At 39.2% G+C, this 16685-nt stretch carries 19 protein-coding genes; 14 read left to right on the top strand and 5 right to left on the bottom strand.

Annotated elements, in window-relative coordinates; all coding sequences use genetic code 11:
- Positions 1-145: 145 nt before the first annotated feature.
- The 3 genes from CUB63_RS01350 to fliE all read right to left on the bottom strand — a co-directional run bounded on the left by CUB63_RS01350 (position 146) and on the right by fliE (position 2687).
- The gene (locus tag CUB63_RS01350) at positions 146-1279 is read right to left on the bottom strand and encodes a hypothetical protein (protein ID WP_109847293.1); all 1134 of its coding nucleotides are present in this window, start codon (positions 1277-1279) and stop codon (positions 146-148) included.
- A gap of 355 nt (positions 1280-1634) precedes the next feature.
- A complete protein-coding gene (locus CUB63_RS01345) occupies positions 1635-1850 on the bottom strand; it encodes a hypothetical protein (protein ID WP_006533140.1) in 216 nt (71 codons plus the stop codon).
- A gap of 525 nt (positions 1851-2375) precedes the next feature.
- Positions 2376-2687, bottom strand: a complete 312-nt coding sequence (gene fliE, locus CUB63_RS01340) for a flagellar hook-basal body complex protein FliE (protein ID WP_072063097.1) — start codon at positions 2685-2687, stop codon at positions 2376-2378.
- A gap of 276 nt (positions 2688-2963) precedes the next feature.
- On the opposite strand from fliE, the gene fliF reads away from it, so the two are divergent.
- The 13 genes from fliF to fliR all read left to right on the top strand — a co-directional run bounded on the left by fliF (position 2964) and on the right by fliR (position 14044).
- Complete coding sequence (fliF, locus tag CUB63_RS01335) at positions 2964-4691, top strand: flagellar basal-body MS-ring/collar protein FliF (protein ID WP_109847292.1); 1728 nt, start codon at positions 2964-2966, stop codon at positions 4689-4691.
- Complete coding sequence (gene fliG, locus CUB63_RS01330) at positions 4688-5686, top strand: flagellar motor switch protein FliG (RefSeq protein ID WP_006533145.1); 999 nt, start codon at positions 4688-4690, stop codon at positions 5684-5686. The genes fliF and fliG overlap by 4 nt, the downstream gene beginning before the upstream one ends.
- Positions 5679-6398 (top strand): flagellar assembly protein FliH, encoded by a 720-nt coding sequence (fliH, locus tag CUB63_RS01325; protein WP_072063099.1) that lies wholly within the window; start codon positions 5679-5681, stop codon positions 6396-6398. Before fliG ends, fliH begins: the two co-directional genes overlap by 8 nt.
- Positions 6398-7765: a flagellar protein export ATPase FliI gene (gene fliI / locus CUB63_RS01320; protein WP_006533148.1), complete on the top strand. Its 1368-nt coding sequence runs from the start codon at positions 6398-6400 to the stop codon at positions 7763-7765. The genes fliH and fliI overlap by 1 nt, the downstream gene beginning before the upstream one ends.
- A 36-nt stretch (positions 7766-7801) precedes the next feature.
- Entirely contained in the window at positions 7802-8248 is a 447-nt protein-coding gene (gene fliJ / locus CUB63_RS01315; protein WP_006533149.1) for a flagellar export protein FliJ, read from the top strand.
- Positions 8248-9651 (top strand): flagellar hook-length control protein FliK, encoded by a 1404-nt coding sequence (locus CUB63_RS01310; protein ID WP_109847291.1) that lies wholly within the window; start codon positions 8248-8250, stop codon positions 9649-9651. Before fliJ ends, CUB63_RS01310 begins: the two co-directional genes overlap by 1 nt.
- 177 nt (positions 9652-9828) lie before the next feature.
- Entirely contained in the window at positions 9829-10311 is a 483-nt protein-coding gene (gene fliL, locus CUB63_RS01305) for a flagellar basal body-associated protein FliL (RefSeq protein WP_006533151.1), read from the top strand.
- A gap of 5 nt (positions 10312-10316) precedes the next feature.
- On the top strand, positions 10317-11348 hold the full coding sequence (gene fliM, locus CUB63_RS01300) for a flagellar motor switch protein FliM (RefSeq protein WP_109847290.1): 1032 nt from the start codon (positions 10317-10319) through the stop codon (positions 11346-11348).
- Complete coding sequence (fliN, locus tag CUB63_RS01295) at positions 11341-11751, top strand: flagellar motor switch protein FliN (RefSeq protein ID WP_006533153.1); 411 nt, start codon at positions 11341-11343, stop codon at positions 11749-11751. The genes fliM and fliN overlap by 8 nt, the downstream gene beginning before the upstream one ends.
- A 3-nt stretch (positions 11752-11754) precedes the next feature.
- Entirely contained in the window at positions 11755-12201 is a 447-nt protein-coding gene (gene fliO, locus CUB63_RS01290) for a flagellar biosynthetic protein FliO (RefSeq protein ID WP_109847289.1), read from the top strand.
- A complete protein-coding gene (gene fliP / locus CUB63_RS01285; protein ID WP_006533155.1) occupies positions 12201-12971 on the top strand; it encodes a flagellar type III secretion system pore protein FliP in 771 nt (256 codons plus the stop codon). Before fliO ends, fliP begins: the two co-directional genes overlap by 1 nt.
- A gap of 15 nt (positions 12972-12986) precedes the next feature.
- The gene (gene fliQ, locus CUB63_RS01280; RefSeq protein ID WP_006533156.1) at positions 12987-13256 is read left to right on the top strand and encodes a flagellar biosynthesis protein FliQ; all 270 of its coding nucleotides are present in this window, start codon (positions 12987-12989) and stop codon (positions 13254-13256) included.
- 5 nt (positions 13257-13261) lie between these two features.
- Positions 13262-14044 (top strand): flagellar biosynthetic protein FliR, encoded by a 783-nt coding sequence (fliR, locus tag CUB63_RS01275; RefSeq protein ID WP_109847288.1) that lies wholly within the window; start codon positions 13262-13264, stop codon positions 14042-14044.
- A gap of 237 nt (positions 14045-14281) precedes the next feature.
- Here the strand turns inward: fliR and CUB63_RS01270 are convergent, their stop codons facing one another.
- Positions 14282-14536 carry a helix-turn-helix domain-containing protein gene (locus CUB63_RS01270; protein ID WP_109847287.1) on the bottom strand — a complete coding sequence of 85 codons (255 nt, stop codon included), beginning with the start codon at positions 14534-14536 and terminating at the stop codon, positions 14282-14284.
- Between the two features lie 962 nt (positions 14537-15498).
- On the opposite strand from CUB63_RS01270, the gene CUB63_RS17925 reads away from it, so the two are divergent.
- Positions 15499-15654, top strand: a complete 156-nt coding sequence (locus CUB63_RS17925) for a (5-formylfuran-3-yl)methyl phosphate synthase (protein WP_420902340.1) — start codon at positions 15499-15501, stop codon at positions 15652-15654.
- 67 nt (positions 15655-15721) lie between these two features.
- Here the strand turns inward: CUB63_RS17925 and flgL are convergent, their stop codons facing one another.
- Positions 15722-16666 (bottom strand): flagellar hook-associated protein FlgL, encoded by a 945-nt coding sequence (gene flgL / locus CUB63_RS01260; protein WP_072063106.1) that lies wholly within the window; start codon positions 16664-16666, stop codon positions 15722-15724.
- Positions 16667-16685 lie beyond the last annotated feature (19 nt).

Genomic DNA, 16685 nt, shown 5'->3' with positions numbered 1-16685 from the left:
ATTCAGCTTAACTTGTTATCGGTAACGTTCTTTTTTTTCATTTATCAACTTACCCCCTTTCCTTTTTTTATGTTTTATTAGAGTAAAAATCGCCCACTAAACAGTGAGCGATACATTAATACATTATTGTGTGATCAATAAAATCTTATTTAATCACATCATAAAGTTGCAGATTAGATAAATAATCTGCAGTTAAACCTGCTGATGGATTATATTGTACGCCAAAGATCTCAGAGAATGCTTTACCCTCTTTACCTAGTGAAACCTTACGTTCATCTTTACCTGTGCTTTCATGGATAGAATAGGTTTTACGGCGCATGGCTATATATTTATCTGCATCATTAGCAATATCGGTGTGATAATCCGTAATTTGTGTATCCGTTAAGGCCAATTTATTAGCTAAATCACAACCCCAGCGGGTTAAACAGACTTCGGCAAAATGGCGAACCACTATACCCGGTGCATATAATGCATTTTCACCTTCACTACCATCAATAGACGCATTGCCCACTAATGTGGCATGGCGCCCTGAAATAGGGAAAATATGCATTTTAGTATCAGCAACAACAGTTGGGATCACGCAAGTAAATCCTTTAGAGCGCTCATCTCTTGCATAAAATCCGACATATTCTTTGACGTTTTTACCCAGTGACACTTTTTCAGGTTGAAAATTCAGTGGACCTGGAACGGGATCAATAGCAAAAATATTCACGGGGATATCTTTTAATTGAGGATCTGCCAACATCGCATTTGCTAGCATATGGCAAGTAATTCCTCCACGACTCCACCCCACTAAGTTAACTTGCGTTGGAATAATGCCATCTTTACGGAAGATACGAATAATTTGCTGTTGGAGTTGCTGTTGAGTGACATGGCGATCGCCATAGTCATATTTACGCCATAAAAAAGAGCCTGTGACTTTGACATCTTCAATAGGTATGCCCGCTTTTTTCAGTTGGTTATACTGCTGTTCTGTTAATTTTTCACGTTGCCAATCAAAGTGACCTTTCATTAAACAAAGTGCGTGATTAACATTTTCTTCCCAACCACTGCCAAATAACGAGCCTTTAATATCAGAGTAATTAGGGCTTTCAACCCATAAATCATCTTCTTGTAGATTACCACTACCCGGACCATCAACAATAAACCACTGTGCAAATTCTCGTCCTTGGTTGTTTTGCGCTAAAGTGGAGACTAATTCACCTTGCCAGAAGGTCGGATTATTATTATCAAATGAGTTTGAGCCAGTGCCACATAAATAAACGGTTAATACTGTCATAATTAAATTTCCTTTTATTAATAACTAAAAATCAAAATAATGATTTTTATTTCCTTGTATTGAGCTATTCCTTAGCCCACCAGCACATTAACCATAAGCCTTTTTTTATTCAATGAGTAAAAATAAATTAGTAAAGCTGAGATCACATAATGGAACTTTATTTAGGTAAAAGAAATGAAAAAACTCTATCAGATCAATGTAATTAAATTTTATAAGTGGATACCTTACTTTTTTATTAATTCTATTAGTTAATCAGTTCATAAAAAAGCGCATTAAATAACCAAGTTTTAAATTTAAAATAAAAAAAATCCCACATTAAATGAATGTAGGATTTCTATTAGGTTGATAGAATTTTTTATAAACGATTAAAAGCCACAACTCTCACCGCAGGAATATCAGCTTGTGCTCCTTCAGCAACTTCCTGACATGCTTTATCTAACGCAATATGGGGTGTGATCCCACTTTCTGTTTCTACAATTTTATGTCCGGCGTAGGTATCACCATTTCTGGAACGCACTTTATACGCAATAAACCAATATTCCATATCATCACCGTTTACGTTATTAATCATGTAATTACCATAGCCGTTTATGACCCGCTTTAATGTGATAATAATCAATAATTTTTAGTTTAATAAAATCGTTTTATAAAAAGATGAACTTCATCGTAAGAAATTTAAGCGTACTCTTTCATTTCTGATTGCACTCATTTTTTATTTTTACTGTTTTTTCAAAGTGATCTAATTTATTCAGAATAATTATCAAGGTTTACCATAGAGTAATAAATTAAGTAACTTATTTAACCATTTGATTTTGATCTTTTTTGAAATATAAGAAGGGATAAAATAGCGAGTTGCTTTGATATAGATGTGAAAAAGCACACATCAATAAAATGATGTGTCTATTTTCTCTGTACAAATCGGGGCGCTCATCATCATAAATAGCAAACAATAGTATAAATATTCGAACGTTTAATCACATTCAAAAGCTTATATCATCTATTTAATGATATTGAACCATATGCCCCATTCTGTTTTGATTAGGTACGTCTTTATTGCTATACAAAAGAAAAGCAATCATTAACAAATGATGAGGCACTACACCTGCATTGACATTATTTCTTGATAAGCAGCAACGAGCTTATTACGCACTTGTATGCCCATTTGTAATGAGATACTGGATTTTTGCATATCTACCATCACATCGTTTAACTCGACTCCAGGTGTACCTAAGGTAAACGCTTGCACTTTGTTGGTTGCATTCACTCGGGTTTCATTAATTTTACCCACAGCTTGAACAAGCTGAGTAGCAAACCCTGCTTGTACTGGCTGGGGTTTTGCAATATTGGATGCTTGCAAAGTCTGGATTTGCATTTTATCCAGAACACTTTCAATAGCTGGAATTGACATATAAACCTCTGCGTTAATCATCTAATTCAATTACTGAATCAATGTCATAGTAAGGAAGTGCACCAACACGCTTACCGAGTTATACCCTAACACAGGGGCTTCATTCCAAAGCGAGTAATTAACGCAAAAGTTAAGGGCTAATTACGCCATTAAATGAAACGCAAAAGGCCAATAATGAGACACCTGAGAGTAGGTTTATTTATTTGCGTAAGGGGAGTCTGTTTTGTTACGCCACGCTTTTAGTATTCATCCCGAACTACAAGGCAAGGATTGTCTATGAATGCCGAAAAAACCGACGTTGTGAACCAGAAAAAGGGTTTTAACGCCATTATTAACCGGATAAAAGCCGATCCGAAAATTCCGCTCATTATTGCGGGCTCGGCGGCGATTGCCATTTTTGTTGCTGCATTTTTATGGTTACAAAGCCCTGATTATAAAGTGCTTTATAGTAATCTTAGCGATAAAGACGGTGGCGAAATTGTCACACAGTTAACACAAATGAACGTACCTTATCGCTTGTCACAAAATGGCTCAGCGATCATGGTGCCTGACAATCAGGTTCATGAATTACGCCTGAAACTCGCGCAAGCGGGACTTCCTAAAGGCGGTGCTGCCGGTTTTGAACTGTTAGATAAAGAAAAGTTCGGGATCAGCCAATTTAGTGAACAAATTAACTATCAACGTGCACTTGAAGGTGAGCTTGCTCGCACTATCGAGACATTAGGTCCTGTACAAAATGCTCGTGTTCATTTAGCACTGCCAAAACCATCTCTTTTTGTTCGTGAACAGAAATCCCCTTCTGCATCCGTTACGGTGGGTCTTTTACAGGGTAGAGCGCTGGATGAAGGTCAAATTAATGCCATCGTGCATATCGTTGCGAGCAGTGTTGCAGGTATGCCTGACAGCAGTGTGACTATCGTTGACCAAAGTGGCAAATTATTGACACAACCAGATGCATTAGGTCGTGATCTTAACTCTATCCAACTGAAATATGTTCAAGAGCTAGAAAGCCGTTATCAGCAACGTATTGAAACGTTATTAGGTCCAATTGTGGGTCGTGGAAACGTTCATGCACAGGTGACAGCTCAAGTTGACTTCTCTCATACAGAAGAAACAGCGGAAGAGTACAAACCAAATCAGCCACCAAATCAAGCCGCCGTGCGTTCAAAACAATTGAGCCAAAGTGAGCAAAATGGTGGCATGTTAGCGGGCGGTGTCCCCGGTGCATTATCTAATCAACCTGTTGCTCCACCACAAGCGCCGATTGAAACGCCAAAGGTACAAGAAGGTGAAAAAACAGAGGGTACCAATGCAACGGGTACTAATCGCTCATTAACGCGCAATCCAAACAGCAATAGCCGTTTAGATGAAACAACCAACTATGAAGTTGATCGCCGAATTCGCCATATCAAACGCCCTGTCGGTAATGTCGAACGTCTTTCTGTTGCTGTTATTGTGAACTACAAAACAGTTGAAAATAAGAAAGAAGCTGCTGAAGGCGAAGAGCCTGTTGTTGAAACTAAACTTGTTCCGCTAACTGATGAGCAAATCCAGCAAATTGAAGGACTTGTTCGTGAAGCGATGGGCTATTCCCAAGAACGTGGTGACTCTTTAAGTGTCGTAAACTCACAGTTCAACGATATTGAAGAGAAAGTGATCACGGTTCCTGTATGGGAAAATCCTGAAATTCTTGCGAAAGCATTAGATTTAGGTCGCTGGTTATTACTTATCATCATCGCATGGATCTTATGGCGCAAACTGGTGAAACCACAGATTGAAAAACGCCGTGAAGCTGAAGCTGCTGCACAGAAAGCCGTGCTGAAAACCAAGCTACAAGTTAAAGATGATGTAGATGAAGCAGAATTAGATGACGAAGCAAGACGTAAACAAGCACGTAAACGTGTCAGTGCCGAATTGCAAAGCCAACGTATCCGTGAAATGGCAGAGAAAGATCCTCGTGTCGTTGCAATGGTAATTCGTGAATGGATGAGTAAAGAGCAATGAGTAATAACTTAACTGGAACCGAAAAAAGCGCCGTTATGTTACTAACACTCGGTGAAGACCGGGCGGCGGAAGTATTTAAACATCTAAGTACACGTGAAGTTCAACAGCTGAGTATTGCAATGTCATCAATGCGCCATATCTCAAATCAGCAATTGATTGATGTTATGGCAAGCTTTGAAGAAGACGCTGTTCAATATGCAGCGTTGAATGTGAATGCGAACGATTATTTACGCTCAGTTCTTGTTAAAGCCTTGGGTGAAGAACGTGCAAATAATCTATTAGATGAGATCTCAGAAACTCGCGAAACAACAACGGGTATCGAGACACTTAACTTTATGGAGCCACAAATGGCTGCCGATATTATCCGCGACGAACATCCGCAGATTATCGCAACCATCTTGGTTCACCTCAAACGGGGCCAAGCAGCAGATATTCTTGCCCTGTTTGATGAGAAATTACGTAATGACGTGATGTTACGTATCGCAACATTTGGTGGTGTTCAACCGTCAGCATTAGCAGAGTTAACTGAAGTACTGAATAACCTGCTTGATGGTCAAAACCTCAAACGCAGTAAAATGGGTGGTGTTCGTACTGCTGCTGAAATCATCAACTTGATGAAGAGTCAGCAAGAAGAGAATGTCATTACTGCGGTTCGCGATTACGACGGCGAATTGGCACAAAAAATTATCGACGAAATGTTCCTGTTCGAAAACCTTATCGATATCGACAACCGTTCTATCCAGCGCATTCTGCAGGAAGTGGAATCCGACTCCTTGGTTGTGGCATTGAAAGGATGCGATCAAGAGCTGCGCGATCACTTCCTCAACAATATGTCGCAACGTGCTGCTGAAATCATGCGTGATGATTTGAATTCTCGCGGCCCTGTTCGTATGTCTCAAGTGGAAGCAGAGCAGAAAGCAATTCTGCTTGTGGTACGCAAATTAGCAGAGACTGGAGAGGTTGTTCTTCATGGAGGAGACGATACCTATGTCTGATAAACATACTGATACTAACTGGAAGCCTTGGGTTCCCAAAGAACTCACTGATTGGGCATTAACTGTCGAGGAAACGGCAGAAGACGAAAAGGAAGTCGAAAAACAGGAAAAAGAAGTCGTTCAGCAACAGAAAGTTCTTGAGCAAATTAATATGCTTGATGACATGAAAGAAAAGGCTCAGAAATTGGGCCACGCTGAAGGCTTTGAGGCAGGGAAAAACCAGGGTTATCAGGAAGGCTATCAGGCTGGATTACAATCAGGTATTGAAGAAGGTATTCGCCAAGGCATTGCTCAACAATCACCATTAATTAATGAGTGGCAAGGGTTGTTAGCTGAATTTAGGCACTCTTTAAATGGGTTAGACAGTGTTATTGCTTCGCGTTTAATGCAAATCGCCCTCACTGCGGCAAAAGAAGTTCTCGGTCAGCCTGCGGTTTGTGATGGTTCTGCATTACTGGCGCAAATAACTTTAATGTTGCAACAAGAACAAATGTTCTCAAGCAATCCACAGTTACGAGTGAATCCAAAACATATTCCACAAATTGAAAAAGAACTGGGTGATTCCCTTTCTGCTCATGGTTGGAAAGTGGTTGCCGATAACAGTATTCATGTGGGTGGATGCCGTGTTGTAACAAATGATGGCGATCTTGATGCCACGATTGCAACTCGTTGGCATGAGCTTTGCCGTCTTGCTGCACCGGAGGCGTTGTAATGACAGCAAGATTGGGGCGTTGGTTAGAAAAACTCAGTGAAGCAGAAGCGCGTTTAAATAAAATTCCGCGTGTACGTCAATATGGTCGTTTAACCAGAGCTACAGGTTTAGTCATGGAAGCTAAGGGGCTTGTTATGCCTCTTGGCTCTACATGTTTAATAGAACGTACTATCGGTAAAACGGTTGAAGAAGTCGAAAGCGAAGTGGTTGGGTTTAATGGTAGCCAGATGTTGTTAATGCCTTTACAAGAAGTGGAGGGATTAACACCAGGTGCTCGTGTTTATGCACAAGCCACACCCGGTGGTGAAAATGAAGGTCGCCAATTACCACTAGGTGATGCGTTATTAGGACGTGTTTTAGATGGTTCTGGTTACCCTTTAGATGGTTTACCACCACCGGATACAGGTTATCGTGCCCCACTCATTACGCCACCGATCAACCCACTACAACGTACCCCTATTACTGATGTACTGGATGTGGGCGTGCGTGCAATCAATTCACTGTTGACCGTAGGTCGTGGTCAGCGTATGGGACTTTTTGCAGGCTCTGGTGTGGGTAAAAGTGTGCTATTAGGCATGATGGCACGTTTTACTCAAGCGGATGTCATTGTTGTTGGCTTAATCGGTGAACGTGGTCGTGAAGTTAAAGACTTTATCGAGAATATCCTTGGTACTGAAGGCCTAGCTCGTTCTGTTGTTGTTGCCGCCCCCGCAGACGTATCACCACTGCTTCGTATGCAAGGGGCTTCTTATGCCACACGTATTGCTGAAGATTTTCGCGATAGAGGTAAACATGTCCTGTTAATTATGGACTCACTCACCCGTTACAGTATGGCACAACGTGAAATTGCTCTTGCTGTTGGTGAGCCACCTGCAACCAAAGGTTATCCACCTTCGGTCTTTGCTAAATTGCCCGCACTGGTCGAACGTGCAGGAAATGGCGTTGATGGTGGCGGTTCTATCACGGCTTTCTATACTGTTTTAACAGAAGGTGATGACCAGCAAGATCCTATTGCAGATTCTGCACGTGCGATTTTAGATGGCCACATTGTGCTTTCGCGTTCTCTTGCAGAATCTGGGCACTACCCTGCTATCGATATCGAAGCTTCTATTAGCCGTGCAATGACGTCACTGATTGATAAAACACATTATCGTCGCGTACAAATGTTTAAACAGCTTTTATCTAATTATCAACGTAACCGCGATTTAATTAACGTAGGTGCTTATGCGGCGGGTAGTGATCCTATGCTTGATAAAGCCATTGCTCTTTATCCATCTCTCGCGAAGTTCTTACAACAAGATATCCAAGAGCAATGCAGTTATCAAAGTGCATGTGAGCAACTTAATCAACTGATCACAATAAACTAATTCTGAACATAATCAGAGAAAGTAAAGAGGGTTCCAATGCGGGAGCAGTCACCTTTAGTGACACTGAGAGAACTGGCACAGACAGCGGCTGAACAAGCCGCTATTCAACTGGCTCAGGTCCGGCAGAGTCATCAACAAATGGAACAACAACTCAATATGTTGATTGGGTATCAGGATGAATACCGTGTACGTCTAAATGAAACGTTAAATTTAGGGGGGATGTCGTCAGCATCGTGGCAAAACTACCAACAATTTCTCAAAACGCTCGAATTGACTATCGAACAACATAAACAGCAACTTCAACATTGGCAGGCGCAACTCGATCTTGCAACTGAACAATGGAGAGAAAAACAGCAACGACTCAATGCATTTGAGACTTTGGAGCAACGCGCTGAAGATAGCCGTAAGCGACATCTTGATCGTATTGAACAGAAACAAATGGATGAGTACGCACAGCGTAGTACTTTACGGAGAACAACTTGATGGAGATAACGCTTCTGACCATGGATGTCGCTGCAGCCTCTCCGGGAACGACATCTGCTTCAAATAGTCAACCCGGTGATAATGCCCCGACATTTGCTCAGCTTTTGGGCTCTCAACCTCAAAATGCGCAGAGTGATAAAAAAACAGCCAATATCACAAATCATTCAACAAAAGAAAATAAGGCGCATTCACACTCTGATGAAGACAAAACAAAAGAAGACGGTAGTCATCTTGCGTCTGCCACTACAGAACCTAGTGTGATAGAAGATTCATCTCTTGAGAAATCTCAATTGGCTCTTACTTTGCCAGATAATGAACAATTTGCGGCTATTGTTGAAAATAAAAATCCTTCTTTATTAATGTCAGCAGAAGAGCTTGCTGCCGAACTGCCGGTTCAATTAGCCGGATTACCGGGATTAAAACGCCTACCCCTTCCTTCAGAACAACTGACTCAAGCATTACAACAGCATCAATCAGTTAAAGGTGATGAAGGCTTAGCCTCGTTAGCGCGTACTCTTTCAAAAGATAGCGATATGTCGGAATTCAACCTTGCCGACAAGCTCAATCTATCAAAATCAGATGAAAAGTCCTTGTTAACCCAGCTACGACCAGAAGCAACAGCACTAGCAACAGAAAGTACACTTGTTGGTGCTAATCAGACAGAAAAACCTTCTGCGAAAAAAGGAGATAGCGTCGCAACACTTTTAACGCCAACAGCCGAAAAAGTGAATGCATTGCTAAACAGCGACAAGCAAGTTACAAATGCAAAATTAGCGGATAATGTTGCTCAGCAAATAGTAACAAGTAATCGCGTTGTAGAAAGCGATCTTCACAGTACACTTTCTACCTCTTCTTCTTTGGCTTCACAAGGCATTACGGGCCATGCTCACTCATCAACACAACCACAAATGCAATTTTCACCGATGGCAACACAGGTACTCAATGCACAAGTGGGAACACAAGAGTGGCAACAGCAACTCAATCAACAAATTGTGATGTTTAGCCGTAATGGCTTACAAAAGGCAGAGCTACGCTTACACCCTGAAGAGCTAGGTTCATTACATATCCGCATGAAAATAGAAGATGGGCAAGCACAGCTACACCTAGCTTCACAAAACGGCCAAGTTCGTTCTGTATTAGAAAATGCCATGCATCAATTGCGTCAAGCGCTCTCTGAAAATGGGATCCAGCTCACGCAGAGTCAGGTGTCTAGCGACACTAATGACAGTTGGCAACAACAAAATATGTCAGATTCCTCTCAATTTAGTGGAGATGGTGCCGATAATCATCAAGGAAGCGAGGGTAATTCACTGCAATTAGCCTCTGAAACGACACTACAAAAGATAACGCTTACGCCTCAAGAATTAGCATCTGCTCGTGGTGGTGTTGATATTTTCGCCTAATACAAATGTATTGGGAGGACACACTATGTCAATAAACGTAAGAGTTAATGGTTTTTTCCCTATCTGTTTCTGCAATTAAAAAACAGAAATAGCGGGATAATTAAGGTTGATTTAGATGGATATGGAAGTCCACAACAGTGAACACGTATCCACTACAAAACAGGAATTTAACTGTCCATGTCTAATTACAGCAATGAACGTAAAAGCTATAGCTTAATTCTGATCATCGTACTATTGGTGATCGCCATTATTGCAGCGGCATTCGGTGGATATAGTTGGTGGGCATTGAAGCATGCTAAATCAGGTTCAGCGGGCACAAGTCAGCAAAAAGTTATACCAGCACCCGTTTTTATGTCATTAGAACCCTTTACGGTAAATCTAATTGATGACGAAGAACACTTAGACAGAGTGCTCTACATAGGGATCACATTAAGATTACATAATGAAGACACTCGTAAGCGTCTACATGATTATTTACCTGAAGTTCGTAGCCGCTTGTTATTACTGCTTTCTCGTCAACAGGCTAATAAGCTCGCGACAGACAATGGAAAACTCCAGCTAATGACGGATGTAAAAGAAACACTGAGACCGACTCTCGTACCGGGAGAATCAGAACAGATCCTCTCCGATGTACTGTTTACCACGTTTATTCTGCGATAATCATTATGAGCGATAATATCCTTTCACAGGCAGAGATTGATGCTCTGCTGAATGATGACACATCAGGTGACGACGCCAAAAAAAGCGCGAACAGGGAACCTGCGATAGCGAAGGATCCGAATGAACCGGATATTCAGCCTTATGACCCCAACACGCAACGTCGTGTGGTTCGAGAACGTTTACAGTCGTTAGAGATTATTAACGAACGCTTTGCGCGTCAATTTCGTATGGGGCTGTTTAACATGCTTCGTCGGAGTCCTGACATTACTGTTGGTGGCATTAAAATTCACCCATATCACGACTTTGCTCGTAATTTACCTGTGCCAACGAACCTTAACTTGGTGCATTTAAAGCCTTTACGAGGAACAGCATTATTTACTTTTGAACCCAATCTGGTTTATATCGCGGTAGATAACCTGTTTGGTGGTGATGGCCGTTTTCCAATCCCTGTGGAAGGGCGTGAATTTACCAACACAGAGCAGCGGATCATCAACAAAATGTTGAAATTGGCACTTGATGCCTACCGTGATGCTTGGGATTCCATATTTAAAATTCAGGTGGAATATGTTCGTTCTGAAATGCAGGTGAAATTTACCAATATCACCTCATCACCGAATGACATTGTTGTTACGACACCTTTTCAGGTAGAAATTGGTTCCATGGTTGGGGAATTTAGTATTTGTATTCCATTTGCCATGATTGAGCCATTACGTGAACGACTGATCAATCCACCAATTGAAAATGTTCGTCAAGAAGATGGGGTTTGGTTAGATAGTTTAGTCAACCAAGTTCAGCATTCAGAGCTTGAACTGGTCGCAAACTTTACTGACATCCCACTGCGCTTATCAAAAGTGTTAACACTTAAAGAAGGGGATGTTATCCCGATTGATAAACCAGAAAGATTGATTGCACATGTTGATGGTGTGCCCGTATTAACAAGCCAATACGGTACAGTAAATGGGCAATATGCCCTTCGTGTTGAACACCTAATTAACCCTGTTTTAAACGCTCTGGATGAGAAACAAACCAATGAGTGATGCAAATCGCCCAACTGATAATTCACAATCGGCTGAGGATATGTGGGCTGATGCAATGGAACAGCAAACTGGTAAAAGCCAGGATAATAGTTCCGATCTATTTGAACATCTTTTACCTGAAGACGACACACTGAACCATCTATCTGACATTAATTTGATTATGGATATTCCTGTCAAATTAACAGTAGAGTTAGGTCGCACCAAAATGACCATTAAAAAATTACTTAGCCTGTCACAAGGTTCTGTCGTTTCACTGGATGGTTTAGCTGGTGAGCCTCTTGATATTCTTATCAATGGCTATTTAATCGCTCAAGGTGAAGTTGTGGTTGTTTCTGATAAATATGGTATTCGCATTACCGATATCATTACACCATCAGAACGTATGCGTCGCCTGAGCCGTTAATCTATGGAACAGCTTCCTTCCTTTTCCAGCCAAGGTGCGGTAAATACTACCGCACCCGCTACAGCACAAACAGTTCAAACACCTACACAACCGTTGCCTGTAGGTCAAAGCCTTGCTCAAGTTAGCACGGCACTTGCAGGCATCATCGTTCTTATTATTGTTGCTATGTGGTTATTTCGCCGTTTTGGCTTTAGCCGAAGTTCATTTAAAGGAACAACAGCACAACTTAGCGTCAAAGCAAGTTGTTCATTAGGTGCGAAAGAACGTGTGGTGGTGGTTGAAATAGAACAGGAATGGCTCGTATTAGGGGTAACTGCATCGCAGGTAAATCTGCTGCATAAATTACCCGTTCCTGATAAAGCCTCGCAGGAAGCGACCTCATCACCAACATCACCCTTGTTTACTCAAATATTACAAAAAACGCTAAAGCGAGATAAAGGCAACTCATAATGCATCAGTGTGTCACTTTTTTTAACGCATTAAAGCGTTGGCGTCTCTTCGCTAGTGTGCTGGTTTTACTCTTGTTACCTACCAGTGCGTTTGCCCAATTTCCGGGTATTATTACACAGCCTTTACCGGGTGGAGGTCAAAGTTGGTCACTGCCAGTACAAACCTTAATCTTCATTACAGCATTAGGCTTTATTCCTGCTGTTTTGCTGATGATGACAAGTTTTACCCGTATTATTATTGTCCTTGGATTATTACGTAATGCTTTAGGTACACCTTCTGCCCCGCCAAACCAAGTAGTTCTTGGTTTAGCATTATTTATGACATTTTTCATTATGGCACCCGTTTTTGATAAAATTTATCAAGATGCCTATATGCCATTTACTGAAGATCAAATTACCTTTGAGCAAGCCTTAGAAAATGGTTCAAAACCTCTACGTCAGTTTATGATGCAACAAACTCGTGAAACTGACTTGGCTCTGTTTGCTCGTCTTGCCGATGCACCTGCATTTGAAACTCGCGAAAGTGTACCTATGCGTATTTTGGTACCTGCATATATTACCAGTGAACTAAAAACCGCTTTTCAAATCGGTTTTATGATTTTTATTCCTTTTCTTATTATCGACTTAGTTGTCGCCAGTGTGTTGATGGCGCTAGGTATGATGATGGTGCCACCAGCCACAGTTTCATTGCCATTTAAACTGATGCTTTTTGTTTTAGTCGATGGCTGGCAATTAATACTAGGCTCGCTTGCACAAAGCTTTTTTAATTAGCGCAGAGGTAACCCCATGACACCAGAATCCGTCTTAGCACTAGGTACTGAAGCGATGAAAATCGCTTTATCACTAGCAGGCCCTCTTTTATTGTCCGCTCTGGTAACGGGTCTTGTGATCAGTATGCTTCAAGCTGCAACACAAATAAACGAAATGACATTATCGTTTATTCCCAAAATTCTTGCTGTATTAGTCGCTATTTTAGTTGCGGGTCCTTGGATGTTAAGTTTACTTGTCGATTATATGCATAACCTATTTACAGGCATTCCAGGGATGATTGGTTAATAGCAATGATAACCCTGACCAGTGAAATGCTTAGCGGCTACATTAGTGATTTTTTCTGGCCATTTGTGCGAATACTCGCGCTTTTTAGCACCGCACCGCTATTTAGTGAAAAACAAACACCTAAAAAATTTCGTATTGCACTCGCCTTTTTAATTACTGCATTAGTCGCACCGGGCTTACCGCAAAGTCATGTGCCTTTATTCTCGCTAATTGCCTTTTGGGTACTGCTGCAACAAATTTTGATTGGCACCATTCTCGGGTTGTCGATGCAACTGGCGTTTGCTTCTGTTCGCCATGCCGGTGAAGTGATTGGTTTACAGATGGGGCTTTCATTCGCTACCTTCGTTGATCCATCAGGTGGCCCTAACATGCCGATTCTGGCACGTATTTTTAATATGCTAACAATGCTATTATTTATGGTCTTCGACGGTCATTTATGGCTATTATCTATATTAGTTGATACATTCTATGTCGTTCCTATTGGAAATCAGACCTTTAACTCATTAGGCATACTAACTTTAGTTCAAAGTGGTGGAACTCTATTTATCAACGGTATGATGTTAGCCATGCCATTAATCACTCTACTTTTAGTGCTCAACCTTTCATTAGGTATTTTAAACCGTATGACACCACAGCTTTCTGTTTTTGTGGTCGGTTTCCCACTAACATTAACCATTGGTATGCTAGCGCTATCAATGATCATGCCCGCTCTTCCTGTCTTTACTGAGCGTGTCTTTAGCGATACATTTAATCGCATCACCTTAATACTACAGCAGTTGGTTTCTTGACATAAGACTGATTAAAAATACATACGATGGGCCTTTTCAATAATAAAATTGACAAAAGGCTCTTTTATTAAACATTAATATTATTATTGACAACACATTCATACTTGAATTAATGATAATATTTATTTCATATAAAGCCATATATTAAATTTTCATAGAGAATAATAATTCGCTATAAAATAATTTATTTATTATTTATTTAATTAAAAAGAATGAAAATAAAAGCCATACCTATTTCTATATTTTTTTATTTTCATACTCTCGTATAACATGACAATAAAAATCCTCCCAGTTTTTATCTAGCGTTTGTAATATGAAATATAATGTTTCAATATTAACACTCGTCTCTGCATTTTCATATCTTGATATTTGTTGCTGACTGACATTCAATAGTAGCCCTAATTGTTCACCTGACAATGATTTATTTATACGCGCTTTTTTTATATACTTTCCGATTATTTTACGTAATGGTTCGTTACAATGCTTTCTCATATTAATAACCTATTCTTTTATATATCATTGAATAAAATTTATAGAAAATAAAAATATAATCATTCTAATTTAGAAAACCTAACATTTCTAAATTTTCACTTAAAATACAATTTTATATATTTATAAGTATTTATTATTAGAAAAATAAATTTTTTACAATATAAATTTATAAATATTCACTGTAAATACGCTATTATCAATCAATAACTCAACGCTTGATAGGATACATCTATTAATCTGTCAAAATAGATCGTTATACACTATTAAAAATAGTTAAAAAAACTTATTTATCAAATAGATAATTAAATACAGAAGAGAAAATTATCCTTTTTTCATAAATATTAGCTTTACTTAATCTTTAATGACTTATTTTTAAACAAAACTTAAAGAATAATAACTAATTTTATATCGAATTAATGAATAAAATATATATCAAGAATAAAATAAAAATAATATCCATTGACTTATCCGAATGAATTATAATTGATCATCCTTAAAAGAACGTCTTTATTAGATATTCTTTTTCCTTTTTAAATCAATAATGTAAATTAAAAAAAGAAAATCATATTATGACGAGTGATAAATTAACTTATATAGTTTATACACACAACAACTCCTGTTAGGATTTATCCCAATTAAAGTTTAATAACGATATTACTTTCAAAGTTGGAATGTTAAAACAAAAAAACAAATAACATACGTAAAATAAGCTGATAAGAAATCGAGTTTATTCTGCAAGGAATATCCACACAAAAAGGCAGGATATAAAATTAGATGTGGTAAAATCACATTAGATAACTGGATAAAGCAAAGGAATTTAAAAAACAATGACGAGGTACATCTCATATTTTGTCGTTTATAAATAAAATAATTACTATGTTATCTAGACTTACTGTTAATATCATTTCAATGAGAAAGGCCTTGATGCTAATTTATTATGAAAAGTAGTTTCACAATATTTCATTGTTGCCAAAAATATTGGTGTCAAGCTAATTATGATTGATACCTTTATAAAAAATATAAAACGGCTTTATCATGGTTTTGAAGTTTCATCAGCAAAACACTTTATTTCTAATATTAAAAAAATGAACTTATCAATTGTATTCAATAAACAATAAAAAAAACTCCCCTGATAAATCAATATCAGGGGAGATATCAAAATGTCGCGAAACAGTACGATAAAAATTAGCGATACATCTTGAACATCGACATCTCTTTCATGTCGTTAAAAACTTTATAAGAAGCCTGTAAGACAGACTCTTCTTGATAATAATCAGAAATTGCTTGTGTCCAATCTAAGTCACGCAACTCGCTTAAACGTTTTGCATTTCTTAAAGAGGTATCTGCCCCCAAATCATCTAAATTATCAAGCTCTTGAAGTTGTAAACCTAATTTGGCTTCTACACTAGAAATGTTATTTAAAGTTGCACGGTTAACACGGTTTGCAGCATCAATTTTATCTAATGCTGCATCACGATCTGCTTGTGGTTTACCTGTTAAAGGTTCACGTAACGCTGTAATAGCATTATCAAGTGCATTAAAAATATCAGGCTCTGTCCCTTTACCACCTGAAGATTGTAATGTTTCAATTCCAGTGAAGTTGGTCGTCATTTCAATATTGCTATCTACTTTTTGGGTAATTTGCTTGTCGCCACCTTGATAGGTGATTTTACCCGTTGCATCAGCAACAAAAGGCGGTTTATCTGATTGGAAACCGGCAAAAATATAACGACCCACACCATCTTTTGTATTACCAATACCCACTAATTGATCTTTTAAACCTTGTAATTGATCAGCAAGAGATGAACGGTCTTCATCACTAAGCGTGGCGTCATTACCCGCAGCAACCAGTGTTTCTTGAATTTTGGTGGTGATATTCACCATTTGACTCGCTAAACTCATTTGCAATGACATGCTGTTTTTTGCAAATCCGCGCGCTGTTGCATACTGTTGGTTACGTGATTCAGATTGTTTCACCATTACCGCTTGAGAAGCCGCCATGGGATCATCTGAAGGCTTTTCAACGCGACGACCACTTGAAATTTTATTTCCTTCAGTCATCCATTTGCTTTGCGAGCCAGTGATATTATCCACACGCTGACTAAAAATTTGATTTGAACTTAAACGCACCGTGTTATTCCTTATTCTG

Source organism: Proteus penneri (assembly GCF_003144535.1).
Lineage (GTDB): Bacteria > Pseudomonadota > Gammaproteobacteria > Enterobacterales > Enterobacteriaceae > Proteus > Proteus penneri.
Note: the sequence above shows the minus strand (reverse complement) of the source record. Positions and strands in the feature narration are given on the sequence as shown.